This window comes from Pleurocapsa sp. PCC 7327, assembly GCF_000317025.1.
In the GTDB taxonomy this organism is placed as follows: domain Bacteria; phylum Cyanobacteriota; class Cyanobacteriia; order Cyanobacteriales; family Microcystaceae; genus Hydrococcus.
Genome location: NC_019689.1, coordinates 4,252,603 through 4,272,788 on the forward strand (window position 1 = coordinate 4,252,603; position 20,186 = coordinate 4,272,788).

The 20,186-nt window shown below is 46.4% G+C and carries 16 protein-coding genes and 1 pseudogene; 5 read left to right on the plus strand and 12 right to left on the minus strand.

Going from position 1 to position 20,186, the window contains the following annotated elements; genetic code table 11:
- Positions 1-44 precede the first annotated feature (44 nt).
- The 4 genes and pseudogenes from nifH to PLE7327_RS19205 all read right to left on the minus strand — a co-directional run bounded on the left by nifH (position 45) and on the right by PLE7327_RS19205 (position 4,098).
- Entirely contained in the window at positions 45-869 is an 825-nt protein-coding gene (gene nifH, locus PLE7327_RS19190) for a nitrogenase iron protein (protein ID WP_015145430.1), read from the minus strand.
- A gap of 607 nt (positions 870-1,476) precedes the next feature.
- Positions 1,477-2,373, minus strand: coding sequence for a Fe-S cluster assembly protein NifU (gene nifU, locus PLE7327_RS19195; RefSeq protein WP_015145431.1), 897 nt, complete (start codon positions 2,371-2,373; stop codon positions 1,477-1,479).
- A gap of 110 nt (positions 2,374-2,483) precedes the next feature.
- Positions 2,484-3,718: pseudogene (gene nifS, locus PLE7327_RS19200) on the minus strand (cysteine desulfurase NifS); the annotation flags it as partial.
- Positions 3,715-4,098: a NifB/NifX family molybdenum-iron cluster-binding protein gene (locus tag PLE7327_RS19205; RefSeq protein WP_015145433.1), complete on the minus strand. Its 384-nt coding sequence runs from the start codon at positions 4,096-4,098 to the stop codon at positions 3,715-3,717. The gene PLE7327_RS19205 and the pseudogene nifS, both read right to left, overlap by 4 nt.
- Before the next feature lie 949 nt (positions 4,099-5,047).
- On the opposite strand from PLE7327_RS19205, the gene PLE7327_RS19210 reads away from it, so the two are divergent.
- Positions 5,048-5,350 (plus strand): hypothetical protein, encoded by a 303-nt coding sequence (locus tag PLE7327_RS19210; protein ID WP_015145434.1) that lies wholly within the window; start codon positions 5,048-5,050, stop codon positions 5,348-5,350.
- Positions 5,351-5,608: 258 nt separating this feature from the next.
- Entirely contained in the window at positions 5,609-5,755 is a 147-nt protein-coding gene (locus tag PLE7327_RS24985) for a hypothetical protein (RefSeq protein ID WP_015145435.1), read from the plus strand.
- On the opposite strand, the gene PLE7327_RS19215 is transcribed toward PLE7327_RS24985, so the two are convergent.
- The 8 genes from PLE7327_RS19215 to hisD all read right to left on the minus strand — a co-directional run bounded on the left by PLE7327_RS19215 (position 5,745) and on the right by hisD (position 15,210).
- Positions 5,745-6,281 (minus strand): DOMON-like domain-containing protein, encoded by a 537-nt coding sequence (locus tag PLE7327_RS19215; RefSeq protein WP_015145436.1) that lies wholly within the window; start codon positions 6,279-6,281, stop codon positions 5,745-5,747. The genes PLE7327_RS24985 and PLE7327_RS19215 overlap by 11 nt on opposite strands.
- Positions 6,278-7,393, minus strand: coding sequence for a phosphotransferase enzyme family protein (locus tag PLE7327_RS19220; protein WP_015145437.1), 1,116 nt, complete (start codon positions 7,391-7,393; stop codon positions 6,278-6,280). Before PLE7327_RS19220 ends, PLE7327_RS19215 begins: the two co-directional genes overlap by 4 nt.
- 325 nt (positions 7,394-7,718) lie before the next feature.
- Positions 7,719-7,889, minus strand: a complete 171-nt coding sequence (locus PLE7327_RS23730; protein ID WP_015145438.1) for a DUF4278 domain-containing protein — start codon at positions 7,887-7,889, stop codon at positions 7,719-7,721.
- 293 nt (positions 7,890-8,182) lie between these two features.
- Positions 8,183-8,839 carry a response regulator transcription factor gene (locus tag PLE7327_RS19225; protein WP_015145439.1) on the minus strand — a complete coding sequence of 219 codons (657 nt, stop codon included), beginning with the start codon at positions 8,837-8,839 and terminating at the stop codon, positions 8,183-8,185.
- Positions 8,836-9,948, minus strand: coding sequence for a response regulator (locus PLE7327_RS19230; protein ID WP_015145440.1), 1,113 nt, complete (start codon positions 9,946-9,948; stop codon positions 8,836-8,838). The genes PLE7327_RS19225 and PLE7327_RS19230 overlap by 4 nt, the downstream gene beginning before the upstream one ends.
- Positions 9,949-9,971: 23 nt before the next feature.
- Positions 9,972-12,662 (minus strand): DAHL domain-containing protein, encoded by a 2,691-nt coding sequence (locus tag PLE7327_RS19235; RefSeq protein WP_015145441.1) that lies wholly within the window; start codon positions 12,660-12,662, stop codon positions 9,972-9,974.
- Positions 12,659-13,699, minus strand: a complete 1,041-nt coding sequence (locus tag PLE7327_RS19240; RefSeq protein ID WP_015145442.1) for a cytochrome-c peroxidase — start codon at positions 13,697-13,699, stop codon at positions 12,659-12,661. Before PLE7327_RS19240 ends, PLE7327_RS19235 begins: the two co-directional genes overlap by 4 nt.
- A 206-nt stretch (positions 13,700-13,905) precedes the next feature.
- Positions 13,906-15,210: a histidinol dehydrogenase gene (gene hisD, locus PLE7327_RS19245; RefSeq protein WP_015145443.1), complete on the minus strand. Its 1,305-nt coding sequence runs from the start codon at positions 15,208-15,210 to the stop codon at positions 13,906-13,908.
- 221 nt (positions 15,211-15,431) lie between these two features.
- Between hisD and rpsT the strand changes: the two genes are divergently transcribed.
- The 3 genes from rpsT to rpoB all read left to right on the plus strand — a co-directional run bounded on the left by rpsT (position 15,432) and on the right by rpoB (position 20,124).
- Positions 15,432-15,725 (plus strand): 30S ribosomal protein S20, encoded by a 294-nt coding sequence (gene rpsT, locus PLE7327_RS19250; RefSeq protein WP_015145444.1) that lies wholly within the window; start codon positions 15,432-15,434, stop codon positions 15,723-15,725.
- A gap of 134 nt (positions 15,726-15,859) precedes the next feature.
- Positions 15,860-16,678: a TatD family hydrolase gene (locus tag PLE7327_RS19255; protein ID WP_015145445.1), complete on the plus strand. Its 819-nt coding sequence runs from the start codon at positions 15,860-15,862 to the stop codon at positions 16,676-16,678.
- A gap of 161 nt (positions 16,679-16,839) precedes the next feature.
- A complete protein-coding gene (rpoB, locus tag PLE7327_RS19260; RefSeq protein ID WP_015145446.1) occupies positions 16,840-20,124 on the plus strand; it encodes a DNA-directed RNA polymerase subunit beta in 3,285 nt (1,094 codons plus the stop codon).
- Positions 20,125-20,186: the final 62 nt, after the last annotated feature.

Genomic DNA, 20,186 nt, shown 5'->3' on the forward strand with positions numbered 1-20,186 from the left:
ATGAGAGATGACAAACTCTCTTAGTTCTTAGTTTTCCGTCGCCATTAGTCGTACAAACCAAACTTGATGAGGAGTTTTTCGAGTTCTTCGTTAGTCATTGGCGAGGGAATGACTTGCTTGGTATTCTCGTCGATCGCTTTGGCTAAGTTGCGATAGTGTTGCGCTTGTTCGGAATCGGGTGCGTATTCAATAACTGTCTTGCGATTGAGTTCTGCCCGTTGCACCATGTTGTCGCGCGGTAGGAAGTAAATCATGTGGGTTCCGAGTTGTTCGGCGAGGGCTTCGATTAATTCTTGCTCGCGATCAACTTTACGGGAGTTACAGATTAAGCCGCCCAAGCGAACGCCACCGGATTGAGCGTATTTTTTGATGCCTCGACAGATGTTGTTAGCAGCATACATTGCCATCATTTCGCCAGAGGTGACGATGTAAATTTCTTGTGCCTTACCTTCGCGAATTGGCATCGCAAATCCACCACAAACAACGTCGCCCAATACATCGTAGAAGGCGTAGTCTAGTCCTTCTTCTTCTTCGTAAGCACCGAGTTGTTCGAGCATGCTAATAGAGGTGATGATGCCTCGACCCGCACAGCCAACGCCGGGTTCGGGACCGCCAGATTCTACGCAGAGGGTATTTCCATAGCCAACTTTGCGAATATCTTCTAACTCGACATCTTGTCCTTCTTCCCGCAGAGAGTCTAGCACGCTTTTTTGGTGCAGACCGCCTAGGAGGAGTCGGGTAGAGTCAGCTTTGGGGTCGCAACCGACGATCATGACTTTACGACCTAGTTCTACTAATCCAGCTACAGTGTTTTGCGTGGTAGTAGATTTACCGATACCGCCTTTTCCGTAAACAGCAATCTTTCTCATTGCTAGATCTCCTAATACAGAGTTTTTTGTGAGAGGTTAATCGATTTGACCAATTAGTAAACTCTAAAATTTTGTCAAATCCGTGGAAATATTATTGAATTAATACTCCTTGATTTCCTCTCTCTGAGAAGTTTGATAAAGTCTCAATTTTGTGATTTTTATCGGCTGAATTGAGACCTCTTTTTCTTCCTAACATAATCCTATCTTCGGTTTCTGATATAAATAGTTAATTGGGTTACAAAATAACACTTCATTATTTTGATTTAATATTTTTATAAAACATTTTTTTGTTGTTTAAATTCTTGAAAAATAATTCTAAATTCCTTCTAGCAGACAGTCGGTAATTTCAAGGACTGCCTCATAGCTAAAGTGATCCAAAGACGACTACATAGGGATTTGAGTCTATTTTAATGGACTTGAGATATAAGCCAGAAAATTTATTTTCTGGCAAGCTTTCTAAAAATAGCACAGATCGTATTGCTAATAATATTCCATGCATTTAGTTGACATTAATAGAAATGCATAGTTTAAAATTTGATGTTTGAGACTCTAAAATTGCGATCGCAGTTATGTCGTATTTATTCTGATGTAACGATCGCTTTTAACTTTACAAAATAGCTTCAACTACGAGATCGGGAGAAACTCTTTCTTGCAACTTTGCTTCAATTCCCATTTTGAGAGTAGCAGTCACGCTCGGACAACCATCGCAAGCACCTTTTAGCATTACTAGCACTCGGTTTCCTTCAACGTCGTACAATTCTACATCTCCACCATCTGTAGCAAGAAACGGACGCACTTCTTTATCGAGAATTTCTTGGATGAGAGATATCTTTTGCAAATTAGTTAGAGGGACAGATGCAGAGGCTTTGGAGAGAGAAGGAGAGCGAGTGAAACTAGCTTCTATTTGTTGTGTCTGTTCGTTAACTTCTGCTAGTAGATCGTCTATATCTGCTAAACAGGAACCGCATCCGCCACCTGCTTTGATGTAGTTGGTGACTTCTTCGGCAGTGGTCAGGTGATTTTCTCGAATGACTCGTTTGATTTGACCTTGACTAACGGCAAAGCATTTACATACTAAGGAACTGTCATCATCTTCGTCTTGTCTGATGGAAACACCTTTGTAGTTGGCAATGGCAGCTTCTAGTGCTTCTTGTCCCATGACGGAACAATGCATCTTTTCCTGGGGCAAACCGTCTAGATAGTTAGCAATGTCGCGGTTGCTAATTTTAAGGGCATCATCTACCTTCATTCCCTTAACTAAATCGGTGAGTGCAGAGGACGATGCGATCGCGCTGGCACAGCCAAAGGTCTGAAAGCGAGCATCTAGAATAGTGTCAGTTTCTCGATCTATTTTCAGATATAGTCTTAAAGCATCTCCACAAGCAACACTCCCCACCTCGCCTATCGCGATCGTTTCTCCCGCTTTGCATTCATCAGGCGCGATCGCTCCGATGTTATGGGGATGATAAAATAGATTCATTACTTTTTCGCTATAATCCCACATTTTTTCAGTTACCAGTCCCCTTAAGTAGTGCGAGCGTCTCGCTCGCGTGTGCAGAATACCTGTTGTGCGGGAGGATATCCCATTGGCGGGCAGGATGCCCGCACTACATTTTTGTGACCAACTGTTCGTTGCTCACTGATTTCAGCCAGCCTTTTTCTTCATCTTTCTCGCCCTTAAAAGGTGAAATAGAGCGCAGGCGTTCTACAATTGTTGGCATGACTTCCAACACTCTCTCGATCTGTTCTCCACTGTTGTAACGGGAGAGGCTAAAGCGGAGCGAACCGTGGAGAAGGGTGTAAGGCAGTCCCATTGCACGCAAGACGTGGGAGGGTTCCAAGGAACCGGAAGTACAGGCGGAACCGGAAGAGGCGCAAATGCCTTCGCGATCGAGCATTAACAGTAGCGCTTCGCCTTCGACGTATTTGAAACCAATATTAGTAGTATTAGGCAAGCGTTTACTGTGATGACCGTTGAGTTGACAGTCGGGGATGGTAGTCAGTAGTCCTTGTTCGAGGCGATCGCGCAATGCTCTAACTCTGGTACTTTCTTCTTTTAGATGCGCGATCGCCAGTTCTGCGGCTTTCCCCATCCCAACGATACCAGGGACATTTTCCGTTCCACCTCTTCGTCTTCGTTCCTGGTGTCCGCCTATCAGGAAAGGACGGAAGCGAACGCCTTTACGGATATAAAGAGCGCCAATTCCCTTGGGAGCATTAAATTTATGACCGGACATCACCAAGAAATCGACGGTACTATCTTTCATGTTTAAAGGAATTTTTCCAACTCCTTGCACCGCATCGACGTGGAATAAAATGCCTCGCTCTTTTACGATATGTCCGATGCGCTCGATGGGGAAAATGTTGCCCGTTTCATTGTTAGCGCACATAATTGAAACGAGGGCAGTATTATCGTTGAGCGAGGCTCTTAGCTCGTTTAAGTTGAGTTGACCTTTGCGATCTACTGAAAGATATGTAACGCTGTAACCTTCTTGTTCCAGCTTTTTGCAAAGATTAAGAACTGCCGGATGTTCTACTTGAGTCGTAACGATGTGGCGCTTATCCGGCAGTGCTGCCAATGCAGCGCGAATGGCAGCGTTATCCCCTTCACTTCCACAGCTTGTAAAAACGATTTCAGTCGCTTCTGCGCCAATTAATGCTGCTACCTTTTCCCTTGCTTCTTTAACCTGCCTACTAACCTGTCCGCCAAAGGCATGCATGCTCGAGGGGTTGCCATAGTAATTTTTTAGGTAGGGAAGCATTGCTTCTATAACTTCCTCAGCTACTTGAGTTGTGGCATTGTTATCGAGATAGATGACAGGTGGGGTATGGTCTTCGATCGCACTCATACTTGCACCTCCTGTATTGGTGTGGATGAATTAATTTCATGCCATTGCTCGTAGAAGTCGAGAACAGCGGTTTCTATTGCGTCATAGACTTGAACGGCTTCAATTCCTGCTGTCCGCAAGCGCTCTTCGGCTCCAGCACCGATTTTTAAGACCAGAACTGCCGTACAATCAGAGAGCTTTTGCAAGATGTCGTCCATAGCGCTTTGTTCGCCATAGCCGCCTTTACAGTAGGGAATGACCTGGCGAGTTTCGAGGAAGGTAGCTTGTGCGTCATTTACCTCATAAATTTGAAATTCCTTGGCGTGACCGAAGTGTTCGTTGACGATTCCTCCGCCTTTGGTAGCAACAGCTACTCGAATTGAATTCCGGACAGTAATCATTTTTCTAGCTATTTAGCATGAATGTAATTCTCTTGTTGGCTCTTGTCGCACTTGTGTTTAATTTTGCGTTCCAGGTACGGAGATTGGGATGCGAGATTAAGAGTCTTGAGCTTTAACTAAATTAAAAAGAACCGAAAGTAGAAAAGTAGAGAAGGTGTACTTTTGCCAGTAGACTTTCTTTTGAAGTTCTAGAGAGTTTATGTGGCTCGTGTCTTTTGATAAGTATTCGGCTGCTTTAGTTGCAATCGTACAATAACCTCTGTTCGACCAGTCTCTTGATTTTGTATAAGTTTTATCTAAATAATATTTTTTTAATATTTGTTGAGCTTATGTTTTAACGATCGATCTATTAATTTACGAACTTTCTATCAACTCGATGTTTCTTTTGAGATTTATTGCAGATTTTTTTTTGCCTGGGGGGTACGGGGATAGTTTAGATAGGCATAAAACCTTCCAGATCTCTTTCAAAGCCTTTAAGATCGGGTTTTGCCATTAATTATTGCCTGCTCGGTCTTGAGTACAAATAATTTGTTACAGCGATCGCTTTAAAAATTAAATATTACGAAAATATTTCTCTGAATTCTAAATTAAATGAAGCTTTAGAAAAAAATTTAAAATTTATATTGCAAAAAATTAACGCGATCGCGAAAATATAGATTTTGCTGAATTAGAAATATATATGAATCTCAATTTAGCTCTTAGACAAAGTTGAATTCTGTATTAAAGCTAACATTATTTCTATGATGCATTTTTAAATGTAATTTGTGCATCGAGAAGTATAATTTTGTTTGATAGAGTATTTTTACTCAGTAGATTTAGAATCTTCTGGGTAGATTTACACTGTTAGAAAAAATACTTTTTAGATTAAAATAAAATTAAAAATAATAGCTCTACATCTTAATGAATCGAAAGAAGTAGTAGTAATTAGCTAAAAGTAGAGAAAAACCTCATGAAGATTCAAATAGAAAGTAATGACTTCGAGGAAAAATCTTATTGCCACTTATGCGGTAGTATCTTTTATCCCACCGAGGTCATAGCAAGAGCTTATAGGGATTCCGGCGAATACATAAGCGATGTTTGTCCCCAGTGTATCGCTGCCGAACCAGAGGGAATGCGTCTGAGAATGCGCCGACGTGCTGAAACTATGAAAGCGATCGCATCCGAACTCGAACGAATGACGAGAGACGAGATTGAATCTCCCAGCCTCGACCATTTCAGGGTTGCCAATCAAATTGCTAAGGCAATGCAGTAGGTTTGAGCTATTAATTAATAAATATATCTTATTGTTTAATATCGGAGCGAACAGCCCGAAAATCTATGAAGAACCAGTTCCGCTTCCGAAGATAAAGCGATTGCATCCGAACTCGAAGGTAAACGTTAATGCAATAAATTTATAACTTTTGGATAATAGGCGGCATCTCAAACTTTTGAGCGATGCTAGATATTTTGACTCGTGCGACGTTAATAAAATAGTCATCGCTTAATAATAGTAAAGCATAGGGAAAAAACGATGCCGGATGAAATATTAAGAAAAAACCTTCCAGAAAATGCTCTCATTAGTATTGTCTGCGATCGCAAAGTGGATGCGAATCCAAAGAACTATCTAAACGCGATCGCATCCCAACTCGAACGACAACAACACCTTCTCACAATTTGATAATAAAACTGTCTCGCCGATGAAAGTCTGCTTGCGAACCGCGATGACTCAACGCCCAGTAAGTAACATCCTCGTCTTTAGATTTGACGACGGCAGTAACGGCAACGTCTAGGGTTCGATCGGCTAGGATACACTCATTCAAATCGAGTTCTAAAGTCAGCAGCAAAGCACTCGCTTGACGCTGGACGCTAAACGGCAGAGACGCAATGGCAAGTTCCTCTTGCATCCCTTGCCGATAATCGTCAAAGCAATAAACATTCCAATGTCCTGCTGGCGAAAGGTTAAACTCCCAATAACGGGTTGAATTCTCAATGCCAAGGAAGAACTCGAAACAAGTTTCTTGCCAAAGTTCGTGCTTGCGGGCTGGCAAATCCGCGATCGCGGGAATGATAATTTTGGCTAAATCGCCGAGAAGTGCATAGCGAACGGTCAATCTATTCGCATTTCGGGCAATGCTGCCGTTAATCTTTAAATCGGGCAGCGGGTTTAAGCCAAATGGCTGCAAGGAAAAACTTTGCTCGTTCATCGCGTTGCCTGAATAATGTTGCCAATGGTGGCTTCCTGAGATTCGATACTCTCGGTGAGCTTAAATTGTACGAGTGCCCTAGCAAGATTGTGTTCTGGATACTTAACCTTAAAGTAGACATTCCCTTCTAAATAATCGGTGAAAAATCTCAGCCCTAACTCGAAAGCAATCAGGCGAATTGCGTCGTACAGATATTCATAGTCATTTTCGGTGAGGAAATCTTTTGCCACGGAGAGATAGCCTTGCAGGATGGACTGGCAAATGTCGGTGTCGAAACGCACCATCTCCCACTGTTCGGTTTCTTCTCCTAAAGGGTTGCAGCCCGATCGCAAGCAATCTCCGATATCATAATGAACTAAGCCAGGTTTAACGGTGTCGAGGTCGATCAGACTAATGGCATGCCCGGTGGTAGTGTCGATCATGACATTGTTAACCTTCGGGTCGCCATGGATGGGACGCAGGCGCAGATGTCCTTTCGCTTGGGCATTTTCGAGGACGTGCGCCCAAGCTTTGCGATCGCGAACAAACTGCAAACAATACTCCACTTCTCTAGGTTGATTCGCGCTGGTTTGTGGAGACCTTACATGTAAAGTCTCGACCTTTTCATAATGCTGAAGGTAGCGCGATGTAATGTGAAACCCTTCTAATGTGTCAACCAATTTTTCGATGGGCAAATCGCCGATCAGGTTATGAAATGTAGCGAGTGCATAGCCGACTTCGCGGGCGTGTTTGCTATCTTTAATGGTGTCAAAAGACTGCGCAGCTTCAATAAAACTAATTGCCCGCCAGAACGATCCCTTAGAATCAATCCAGTAATCTTGAGCATCCTGCGTCAGGAGGACTCGCGGCACCTCCCAGCGTCGTCCGCCGCCGAGAGGGGCGCGTTGCAAGCGATCGCGAACATGCTGGGTAAAGGTACTCATGTTCTGCATAACGAGTTCTGGTTGACGAAACACTTGCGTGTTGATGCGTTGCAGGATAAAGTGTTTTTCTTGTGGGGAATCTAGGATTACCAAAAAAGTGCTATTGATATTGCCATGCCCAAATTCCTGGATATCGATAACTTTCCCCTGCGGCTTGAATCGATTTGCAATGTCAATAAGATTATTCAAGGTTTTGCCCGTTGGATTGAGATACTGGAAGAATTATAGAAAAATTTTTTGTATAACACCTCTAGATGGATGATTAAGCAGAAAGTTCCGGTTCATTTCCCGGCTTGCGATCGCATACTTGGAAGGTTAACTCGTTATTTGGTATTATCTCAGTGCCGAACTTGACTGGCTTAAAAACTAGGTGTTGCTGAAAAGTAATGATATGTGCGCAGATATGTAATCTAGAAATCCTATTGTTTTGTATGATGTTGATTTAAAATCATTACCCATTCAGCAATACTGATTTTTGAAAAAGACTTATTCAGCGTTAGAAAATAGAGTTAAGTTAATAAGCTATGCCGCGATATTTGAGTTTTTTTACAGTTAAAGGACTAGCAACAATAGGACAGCGAATTTTGTAAGTACCTCCGCGAAACTTTCCAGTAATTCCAGAATTAATGGTGTCAATGGAAAGCGGAAAACAGTGATAGGACAAGCCGAGAAAATAAAGTTTCATTGTTTTATCTCCAGTTGTTTTATCGGGTTGCTGGTATTGATATTTGAGGATGTTAGGAAAACCCCGCGCTCCTCAAATATCTTTCTTAACTGTCTTTATCGTAGAGATTTCACCCTTAAAAAACATCTAAAAAACGTCTTGAATGAGATCGACGAAGTAGATTAAATTGCTACTTACTTTCGTTGAGGCGCTAAGTGAAATGGCTTAAATCGGTTGTCGATCGCGATCGCACAAAACTACTGCAACTTAACAAAGTTAAGCCGATTGCACGTTCTAATTAGAAACTTGTTAACTTAACTATTTAAAGACGAAGCGATCGCATTAGCATAAATGGCTAGTTGAGAACGGTTTTTGAACGTCAAACGGTTTAATAAGTGAGTAACGTAGGTTTTGATCGTCCCTTCTGCAAGATGCAGTTGAGTAGCAATTTCGCGGTTTGTGCAACCTTGTCCAATTAAACGCAAGACATCTCTTTCTCTCGGCGGTAACTGAACTAATTCCTCTGGTATGCTTTGAGCCTCTGCCTCATTTGAGTCAGGAACTCTCATCACTAACTTTTCCATCAATCCTGGAGCCATTTGGCTGTAGCCGCGATGCACAAAACGAATCGCGTCTGCCAGTTCGGGGGCTGGCATATCTTTGAGTAAATAGCCTTTGGCACCTGCCCGCATCGATTGAGCAATGTCGCGATCGTCGTCAAAGGTACTCAGCACTAAAACTTTGATGTCTGGAAACTGCTCTTTGATGAGCCGAGTAGCTTCTATGCCCGTCATGATAGGCATTCGGATATCCATCAGCACCACGTCAGGCTGTAAAGACGCGATCGCATCAAGAGCAACTTGCCCATTTTCGGCGCATCCTACCACTTCTAAATCGGGTTCCTCGCCGAGTAACGCTTGTAACCCCTGACAAATTAAACTTTGATCGTCCACTAGTAATAAACGAATCAAGATAGCACCTCCGATAAAGGGATTTCAATTTCGATCTGACAACCCGCTCCTGGCTGTGATGTTAGGCGAAAATTGCCATTGAGGGCAGCGACTCGTTCTTGCATTCCTTGCAGCCCAAATCCGCTGGTTTGCTGGTTACAATTAAACCCTTTACCATTGTCGTGAAAGGTAAGACAGACGCGATCGCCTGTCGTCGCTAACTGAATTTGCACTTGAGTAGCGTCTGCATATTTGAAAACATTTGTCAAGGCTTCTTGTACGGCTCGGTAAAGGGTTTTAGCGGCAAAAGTCGGAACGGGTTCTATTAGTCGAACGTGGGTGGTGGTAACAATACCAGTGGCTTGTCGAAACTCTTCTGCTAAAGATGCGATCGCATCTTGTAGCGGCTGTTCGGTTTCTTCATCTTCGCGAAGCGCGCTCACCGATTTCCGCACCTCATGCATGGCAGTCGTGCCGAGGCGTTGCGCCTGAGCCAGAAAAGACGCGGCTTGCTCTACATCGCTATATAACAGGGTTGCAACTGCTTGTAACTGAATGTTTAGCGCAGTCAAGGCATGTCCGAGGGAGTCGTGAATGTCGCGAGCAATGCGGTTGCGTTCTTCAATTGCCGCCATCTCTTCAATGCGTTGTTTGAGCGATCGCTCTTGTTCTAAGGCTTGCAGGAGTTCGCTTTGCGTTTGCTGTAACTGATGATTTTGTGTCTGTAGTTGTATTTGCAACCGTCGGATCGCGAGTTGATTTTCCAGTCGAGCTAAAACTTCTTCGATCTGGAAAGGCTTTTGAATGTAGTCTACGCCGCCGCTCGTAAATGCTTTGACTTTATCGAGTACTTCATCGAGAGCGCTGATAAAAATAATAGGGATCTCGCGGGTGCGATCGTCCGCTTTCAATTGCTGGCATACCTCATAGCCGTCTATCTGCGGCATTTTGATATCAAGCATAATCAGGTCGGGAGGAGCCGCTTGCGCTCCCATCAATGCCATCGCTCCATCAATGGCACAGCGAACTTTGTAACCGCTATCGGTTAGCACAGACGATAGCAAACGCAGATTATCGGGCGTGTCGTCCACAATAAGAATATTGCCTTTGGGTGCGGTATCGGGATTCATCTCGTGTACTGTCCTTCCTCAATTTAGGCTGAAGGTTGAGTTAATGCAACGATGCGATCGAACCGATAGCCATCGACCAGATCGGCGAGAGCAAGAATAAGGCTATCATATTCGGGCGGAATTTGCTGAATTAACCGAACAATTTCCTCGGCATCGACTTGAGTAGCGGCTTGGTGCAGTTGTTCTCGCCACTCTACAGGCATCGCATCGAGCAGTTCGCGATCGATTTGAGATTGCGTCGCTTCCGCTTTAGAAACTGGGACAAGCGGTTCGTAAATATAACGCACGCCCAAATAATGCGCCATTTTCTCAAAAATCTCCTCTTCTCGGAATGGTTTGCGAACAAAATCATCGCAACCCGCAGATAGAGCAACAACGCGCTCCTCCTCAAAAACGCTGGCAGTAAGGGCGATAATCACCGTCGCTTGCCCTTTGAGATGGGATTTAATCTGTTTGGTCGCTTCATGGCCATCCATGACTGGCATACGCAGATCCATCCAAATTAAATGGGGTTCAAAAGCTTCCCATTGGGCGATCGCTTCTTGACCGTTGCTAGCTTCTTTAACTTCAAACCCTAGCGGTTCTAACATTTTGAGCAACAACTGGCGATTTTCCCAGCGATCTTCCACCAGCAACAAGCGATAGCGCGGTTGGTCGGGCGCTAATCCTATAACTCGCCGATGGCGCTGTTTGGGAGATCTTTCGATCGCATCTGCGCTCGCGATGGGAATATTAAACTGGAACTTGGTTCCTTTTCCTACTTGCGTTTCTAAGGTGATATCTCCGCCCATCAACTGCACGAATTCTCGGCTTATCGCCAAACCGAGTCCGGTTCCTTGCTGGGAACGGCGACCCGTTTCGGTTTGCACGAAGGCATTAAACAGGGTTGTCAATTCCTCTGGAGCGATGCCCGATCCTGTGTCTTCGACCTCGAATTGAATGGTCACTTGTCCTTTGTCACTTGTCGCTTGTTCGACTAATGACACGCGCAGCGTTACGCTTCCCTTTTGGGTGAATTTGATCGCGTTGGAGAGCAGGTTCATTAAGACTTGGCGTAATTTACTTTCGTCGGTTTGGACGTATTGAGGGATGTCTGGTTGTCGCTCTACGATTAATTGGATGCCCCCAGAAATGGCTTTGGGTCGCCACATTTCTTCTAAGGTGTCGATTAGGTAATAAAGGTCGAAGTTGGTTTCGTTTAAGCGTGTTTGTCCCGCTTCGATTTTGGACATTTCCAACACGTCGTTAATCAATTCCAGCAAATGTTCGCCGCTACGAGTAATCGTGCCTAAATAGTCTTGCTGTTGGGTGGAGAGCAGGCGATCGCGTGCCATGAGTTGGGTAAAGCCAAGAACGACGTTAAGGGGGGTACGCAGTTCGTGGCTCATATTTGCCAGAAATTGACTCTTGGTGCGGTTGGCAGATTCTGCTATCAGTTTTGCTTCTTTGAGCGCTGCTTCTGCTTGTTTGCGATCGCTGATATCGGTGACGGTGCCTTCGTAATAGAGTAACTCGCCACTGCAATCGCGCACGCTACGGGTATTTTCGGAAATCCAGATCGTCGTGCCATCCTGCCGATAAACTTGCGATTCAAAATTTTCTACCGCGCCTTTCTCTTGCATTAAGCCAACTAACTCTTGTCGTCGCTCTGGCAAAATATAGATCTGTCGTTCGATATCCGTCACGTTTTCGAGTAAGGATGAAACGGATTCACAGCCATAAATCTCTGCTAGTCTGGGATTGGTGCTCAAAAAACGACCTTCAGGCGTACTCTGAAAGATCCCCGTCACAGAGTTTTCAAAAATACTGCGATATTTCTCTTCTGCTTGCTCGGTAGCTGCGGCATAGGCTCTAATTTTCAGCACGATCCAAGCAGAAATGCCAGCCAACAGGACAATCGATAGCAAGTAAAACCAGAGTCGATAGTTATTAGTTGCGTCGATCGCTTGTTGATAATAGCGATTATATGCGATCGCTAATTCTTCGATGCTCTGTGAGGCGGGCAATTCCATAACGAGCGCGACTAAATCGTTGACCCGAGCGCGTCGGTTGAGAATTATTTTTGCATGGGTCATTGCCATATCGACATCGGCATTATTTGGCTTTGATGTGGCGAGAATCTGTTGAATTTCGCTATTTATTCGATCTACTAAGGCTGTATCGGTTGAGAGATTAAATAGCAAGATGTCTCTGAGTAGCGCATTTAAACGGGTTGCTTGAGTTGGTTCTTTCTCGGTTAAATCGGCGATCGCAACGGGAAAATAGCTTAGGGAGTTGAGTAAAACCGCATTTTGCGTTTGAAATTTTAAAATCGATTCTTCCCGCTTCTGCGAAATATTCGTGTAAGTTTGCAGGAGGCGATCGAGTTCTTTGCGTCCTTCTGCGCTAACAAAGCTAGGCATTTGCTTGAGATCGGTTTGTAATTGCTTGAGTTTTGCTAAATCGTTGACAATTGGATCGTAATGTGTTAGAAGACCATCTCGTGTTTGCAAAACATTGCGATCGATGCGGGCATCTAATTGTTGCATTTGGCGTAAGTTCGCGAGATACTCACTGTGGCGATCGACATCGATCTCGGCAGACTTGACCCACAAAAATCCCAACACCAGCACTATCCCCGGTAAAAGATAACCGCTCAAGGATAAAAACGTTTGCGCGTAATCTCGTTTTTTAAAGAGTTTTGACGGGAATGTGGCTAGAATGCTGCGACTCATAGCGCTTTACCTTGATATACTCCGTTAAGGGTGCGTAAGAACTGAGCGATGAGATCGATCTGTTCTTGGGAAAGCGGGCGACCGAGTTGATATTTGGTCATAATTGCGATCGCCCCTTCTAAGGTTTCGGCAGACCCATCGTGAAAGTAAGGCGGAGTTAAAGCAACGTTCCGCAAGCTAGGAACTCGAAACACGTAGCGATCGGCTTCATTTTTGGTAATGTTATAACGTCCGTAGTCGGCTTTAGTTATGTTACCGCGATCGGCAAAATAGTTTCCGATCGCGCCAAAGGGTTGAAACATATTCCCCCCAACATTTACCCCTTGATGACAGCTTACGCAGCCATAGGCTTTAAAAAGTCGATAACCTTCTTGTTCTGCTGCGGTTAGCGCCTGTTTATTGCCACTCAAAAAGCGATCGAAACGAGAGTTGGGCGTGTTAAGGGATAATTCGTAAGCGACGATCGCATCTTTAATATTAGTTTGCGTCACGCCATCGGGATAAATTTGGTTAAACGACCGCGCGTATTCTGGCGTATTTTGGAACGATTCAATGGCTTTTTGCCATTGGGTATCCATCACCTTTGGGTTGGTCATCAGCGCATCGAGATGATCGAAAAGACGCTCGAATTCTCCATCCCAATTAAATCGAAAGTTGAAACGGACATTAAAAACGGTCGGGGTATTCACTTTCGTTTTAGCACCATCAATTCCAGGCGAATGAGAGCGGCGAGCGGCTCCACCTTGGCTAAGATTATGACAGCTAACACAAGATACCCGATTATTTTGAGAAAGACGCACGTCCTGAAATAATTTCTCTCCTAATGCGACTTTAGCGCTGTCAATCGCGATCGCGATTGGAATTGGTTGGATTGGTTCGTTAGTTTGAGCGATCTCTACTGGTTTGGTTGCCCTCAGATTGACTGACTCTGAAGATAGGAAATGTCGCCAGATAAGCGCAACCAGAATTGCGAGTAGAATTAAAGCAACTAAGTTAAACCTTCGCCGAATTCGCCGATCGATCCTCAAGAATTTCATTATCGTTCTCGTTTTTCTAATTTTCTCTCGACAACCGATCGTTTTTGCGATCGCAGTTATTATTTACTCGAATCGTTCGCCAATCTTTTATGCAAAGTTTCGATATTCCCATCTGAGGCGTTGCCGAAATCGTCCAGGAGCAAGTCAGCCAACAACTACACCCCAATCGATAACTTAGCGAGCTAGCTTGTTAAGCGGTTCGATCTCTAAAACCCAAAATCCAGAATCCGCAGTCGAATCGAGTCGGCAGCAGCGGGCAATCCTTCGGTTTGGGCGAGAATTTGCAAGGCGCTAGAGATTTTTTTGAGCGCAGCGGGAGAGTATTCGATCATATTCGCCTGCTTCATAAACGTTTCAACTCCTACCGTAGACGCATAGCGAGCCGTTCCAGAGGTGGGAAGAATGGCAGAAGAACCGCCCAGATAATCGCCCACTACTTTTGGAGTGGAGTTGCCTAAGAAAATGGCTCCAGCATGGCGAATTTGCTTCGATAATTCCCAGGGATCGCTGACTTGTAGGGCGAGATACTGAGGTGCAAAATGGTTGGCGAGTTCGACGGCTTCCTCTAAGCTATCGACGATCGCGATAAATCCATAGTGAGCGATCGCTTTTTCGGCAAAAATCCGTTGGGGATGGTGTTGCAGTTGTTGGCTGACTTGCTCCTGGACGATTTCAGCTAATTGAGCATCGGGCGTTAGCAGAATGGCGGCAGCCGAGGTATCCTGTTCGGCTTGTGCTAAGAGATCGGCGGCGACTTGGATGGGGTTAGCTTCGCTGTCGGCAATAATCATTAAATCCGATACGCCTGCGGGAAAGTCGATCCCCACCGTTCCATAGACCATTTTCTTCGCCAGCGTGACGTAAATATCTCCCGGTCCGGTAATGACTTCTACCTTAGGGATGGTTTCCGTGCCAAACGCCAAAGCCGCGATCGCAGCAGCGCCGCCAATGCAATAAATCTCCGTCACTCCCGCTTCTTGAGCGGCTACTAAAATTCTCGGATCGATTCTCTGTTGAGCGTCTGGCGGCGTAACCATGACAATCTGTTCCACGTTAATTGCCTTGGCGGGGATCGCTTGCATTAGAACGGTACTCAGAGATGGAGTCGTGCCTCCTGGTACGTAGAGTCCCGCTCGTTGGACAGGTAGATAGCGCTTGCCCCAGGCAACGTCGTCCTCGCGAAATTGCACCCAGGATTTGGGGACTCGCTGGCGATAAAATTCTTCGAGTTGGCGACAAGCCAACTTAATGGCATCGAGCAATTCTTTGGGAATTTGTTGATAGGCAGCATCGAGTACCGAGCCGCTTAAGCGCAATCGCTGCAATTCCAGCGGACGCTGCTCCAACTTGTCAGCATAGTCTAAAATCGCTCGATCGCCTTGCAATCTCACGGTTTCGAGGATTTCTCTAACCAACGCCTCTTTGGAGCGAATCTCGTCGTCGCGAGCGCGATCGCTGATTCTCCGCAGTTCTGTTCGTGCTTCGGCTTGCCCGGTAATGATTCGCAGCATGGAGTCTAAATGCCCGCAGTAGCTACTATCCGCGTAAGTTTGGCGAGACCCTTGCTCGCAAAACTCACACCTAATAGCTTAACTTGGATTTTTACTCGCTCGCTTTATGAAGAAAGAAACTTCTTTCTTCCAGATTAATTGAAAATCAATGGCTCTTGTTGTTATAATGATATGTCCTATTCTATTGTTTCCGTCTACCCAAACGATTTTATAAGACAACTGTGGCTAATACGAAGTCTGCTATCAAGCGCATCCAAATCGCCGAACGCAACCGCCTGCGCAATAAAGCTTATAAGTCGGCGGTCAAAACCCTAATGAAAAAATATTTTAAGGCTGTAGAGGACTATGCTGCCAACCCCAGTCCCGAAACTCAACAAGTGGTTCAAAAGGCAATGTCAGAAGCTTACAGTAAGATAGATAAGGCAGTAAAGCGTCGAGTCCTGCATCGCAACAATGGCGCTCGCAAAAAAGCTCGTTTGGCGAAAGTTCTGGCGCAAGTTGCAACGGCTTCCTAGGCGGGACACAAGCGAGTTGACCAGCTAACACAAAACTGCCAAACTTTCTCAAGGGAGGTTAGATTGCGGGGAATTGCGGCTCAGTTAGCTCTCAGGAGGACGATACGAGCAAAACGTCTCGCCGGGAGGATTAGATGCAGCTAATCGATACCCACGTCCACCTCAACTTTGATGTTTTTGCAGGGGAACTCGATGCCCTGCGATCGCGATGGCGAGAGGCACAAGTTGTTCGGCTCGTTCATTCCTGCGTAGAACCGGGAGAATTTGCTAGTATAAAAGTCCTAGCCGATCGCTTCCTCGAACTCTCGTTCGCCGTTGGCTTGCATCCCCTAGATGTTCACAAGTGGACGCGATCGATGGCAGAGGAAATTTTAACGCTTGCCAGTTCGGATAAGCGAGTCGTCGCTATCGGAGAAACGGGACTGGATTTCTACAAAGCCAACAACGAAGTCCTGCAAAAAGAAGCCTTAGAAGCGCAACTGACAATTGCCAAACAACTAGGTAAGCCAGTTATCATCCACTGTCGGGACGCAGCGGCAGTCCTGCGAGAATTCTTGCAGGATTTCTGGCAGCGATGCGGTTCGGTAGAGGGAGTGATGCACTGTTGGGGCGGCACGAAAGAAGAAACGCAATGGTTTTTAGACTTGGGACTCTATATAAGTTTTAGCGGCATCGTGACCTTTAAAAACGCACGGGACATCCAGGAGTCAGCTAAGATGGTGCCGAGCGATCGCTTGCTCGTCGAAACTGACTGTCCCTTTCTCGCCCCCACTCCCAAGCGAGGAAAAAGAAACGAACCTGCCTACGTTCGTTACGTGGCAGAATCCGTTGCCAATTTGCGCAACGTCTCCTTAGAAACCCTCGCCGAACAGACGACGGAAAATGCCTGCCGACTTTTTGGTCTATCATTAGTGGAACCTATCGATGCCAGAACGACCGCGATCGCCAAATAGACATAACTACCCCACTACCCCCAACTAGGGAATGACCGAATCAGCAATCAGCAATCAGTAATTAAGAATCAGTAATCAGTTAGCGCGCTAACTGATTACTAAATGTTGTTAATAGGATTTTTCCAATTCTTCTACATTTCTTAGCGCAAGTACGGACAGCGATGACGAATCTAACCTACAACCTGCTACCCGACCTCATCGAAATTCAACACGCCAGCTTTCGTTGGTTTCTTGAAGAAGGATTGATCGAGGAACTCGATAGCTTCTCTCCCATTACCGACTATACAGGCAAGTTGGAGCTGCATTTCATCGGTTCCGACTACAAACTCAAAGAACCCAAATACAGCGTCGATGAAGCTAAGCGTCGAGATAGTACTTACTCGGTGCAAATGTACGTTCCCACTCGCTTGATTAACAAAGAGACGGGAGACATGATCGACCAAGAGGTCTTCATCGGCGACCTGCCCTTGATGACCGAACGGGGGACTTTTATTATTAACGGGGCAGAGCGAGTTATTGTCAACCAAATCGTGCGTTCCCCAGGGGTATATTACAAGGCAGAAACCGATAAGAACGGTCGTCGCACCTACTCTGCCTCGCTCATTCCCAACCGGGGCGCTTGGCTGAAATTTGAAACCGACAAAAACGGTTTAGTCTGGGTACGGATCGACAAAACTCGGAAACTGTCGGCTCAAGTGTTGCTCAAAGCGATCGGATTGAGCGATAACGAAATTATCGATACCTTGCGCCACCCAGAATACTATCAAAAGACGCTCGATAAAGAAGGCAACCCCAGCGAAGAAGAAGCACTTCTAGAACTGTACCGCAAACTGCGTCCCGGCGAGCCGCCAACCGTCAGTGGCGGTCAGCAGTTACTCGATTCTCGCTTCTTCGATCCCAAACGCTACGATCTCGGACGGGTAGGACGCTACAAGCTCAATCGGAAATTGCGCCTCAACGTGCCAGATACGTTACGAGTACTAACGCCTACCGATATTTTGGCAGCGATCGACTACCTGATCAACCTGGAGTTCGATACGGGCAACACCGACGATATCGACCACTTGGGCAACCGCCGCGTGCGATCGGTCGGCGAACTCTTGCAAAACCAAGTTCGAGTGGGACTCAATCGCTTGGAGCGTATCATTCGCGAGCGGATGACGGTCAGCGAAGCCGATAAACTCACCCCAGCTTCCCTCGTTAACCCTAAGCCGCTCGTCGCTGCGATTAAAGAGTTCTTTGGCTCCTCCCAGTTGTCTCAGTTCATGGATCAGACCAATCCCTTAGCCGAGTTAACCCACAAGCGGCGCTTGTCGGCTCTCGGTCCCGGAGGACTGACCCGCGAACGCGCTGGATTTGCGGTGCGCGATATTCATCCCTCTCACTACGGTCGCATCTGTCCGGTAGAAACGCCAGAAGGTCCCAATGCTGGCTTGATCGGCTCCTTGGCAACCTATGCCCGCATCAACCAATATGGCTTCATCGAAACACCCTATTACCAAGTCGAAAACAAACGCGTCAGACGGGATTTACCGCCCGTTTATCTGACAGCAGATGAAGAAGACGACTTACAAGTCGCGCCGGGAGACGTACCGACCGATGCCGAGGGCAACATCCTCGGCGAAACCGTTCCCGTTCGCTACCGTCAAGAATTCTCGACCACAACGCCAGACCAAGTGGACTACGTTGCCGTTTCCCCCGTCCAGATCGTCTCGGTGGCTACCTCATTAATTCCCTTCTTGGAACATGACGATGCCAACCGCGCTCTTATGGGATCGAACATGCAGCGTCAAGCCGTACCCTTGCTCAAACCAGAACGTCCTTTAGTTGGGACGGGACTGGAAGCGCAAGCCGCTCGCGATTCGGGGATGGTAGTCGTCTCTCGCCATGAGGGTAAAGTAACCCACGTGGACGCAACCCAGATTAAAGTTCGAGTCAACGAGACAGGACATGAGATCGTCTATCGCTTGCAGAAGTACGAGCGCTCCAACCAGGATACTTGTTTGAACCAGCGTCCCCTCGTTTATATCGGCGAAGATGTCGTGCCGGGACAAGTGCTGGCTGACGGTTCCGCTACAGAAGGCGGCGAACTTGCTCTGGGACAAAATATTCTGGTAGCGTATATGCCGTGGGAAGGCTATAACTACGAAGATGCCATTCTAATCAGCGAACGACTAGTATACGACGACGTTTACACCAGCATCCACGTCGAAAAATACGAAATCGAAGCCCGACAAACGAAATTGGGACCCGAAGAGATCACGCGGGAAATTCCCAACGTCGGCGAAGATGCTCTGAGAAACTTAGACGAACGGGGAATCATTCGTACCGGTGCTTGGGTTGAAGCGGGCGACATCTTGGTAGGGAAAGTCACTCCTAAAGGGGAATCCGACCAACCGCCAGAAGAAAAGTTACTGCGGGCAATCTTCGGCGAAAAAGCTCGCGACGTGCGCGATAACTCGTTGCGCGTGCCCAACGGCGAGAAAGGTCGGGTATTAGATGTCCGCGTCTTCACTCGCGAACAAGGCGACGAATTGCCGCCAGGAGCCAATATGGTCGTGCGGGTATACGTGGCTCAGAAACGGAAAATTCAGGTGGGAGACAAAATGGCGGGTCGCCACGGGAATAAAGGGATTATTTCCCGCATTCTCCCCATTGAAGATATGCCTTATTTGCCAGACGGTCGTCCGGTCGATATCGTACTCAATCCCTTGGGGGTTCCCTCGCGCATGAACGTTGGACAAGTGTTTGAATGTTTGCTGGGATGGGCAGGAGAAAACCTGGGCATGCGGTTTAAGGTGACTCCCTTCGACGAAATGTATGGAGAAGAAGCATCCCGCCATACCGTACATGGTTTGCTACAGGATGCCGCAGCCAAACCCGGAAAAAATTGGATTTACAACGCCGAACATCCCGGCAAAATTCAAGTGTATGACGGTCGCACGGGAGAACCTTTCGATCGCCCGGTCACGGTCGGTCAGGCATATATGTTGAAGCTAGTTCACTTGGTAGACGACAAGATTCATGCCCGTTCGACCGGACCTTACTCGCTGGTCACGCAACAACCGCTGGGCGGAAAAGCGCAACAAGGCGGGCAGCGATTCGGAGAAATGGAAGTCTGGGCGCTGGAAGCTTATGGCGCTGCCTATACCCTGCAAGAATTGCTGACCGTGAAGTCAGATGACATGCAAGGACGCAACGAAGCGCTCAACGCGATCGTCAAAGGCAAGCCCATTCCTCGTCCGGGAACGCCAGAATCCTTCAAAGTATTGATGAGAGAATTGCAGTCCTTAGGATTAGATATTGCCGTTCACAAGGTAGAAACGACAGAAGATGGCACTCAGGATGTGGAAGTCGATTTGATGGCAGATTTCAGCCGACGCACCCCCAGCCGTCCCACCTACGAATCCCTCACGGCAGAAGACCTAGAGGAAGAAGAAGTCTAGATTGGGTCATTGGTCATTAGTCATTGGCGATTAGTAAAAAACAAATGACCAATGACAAAAGA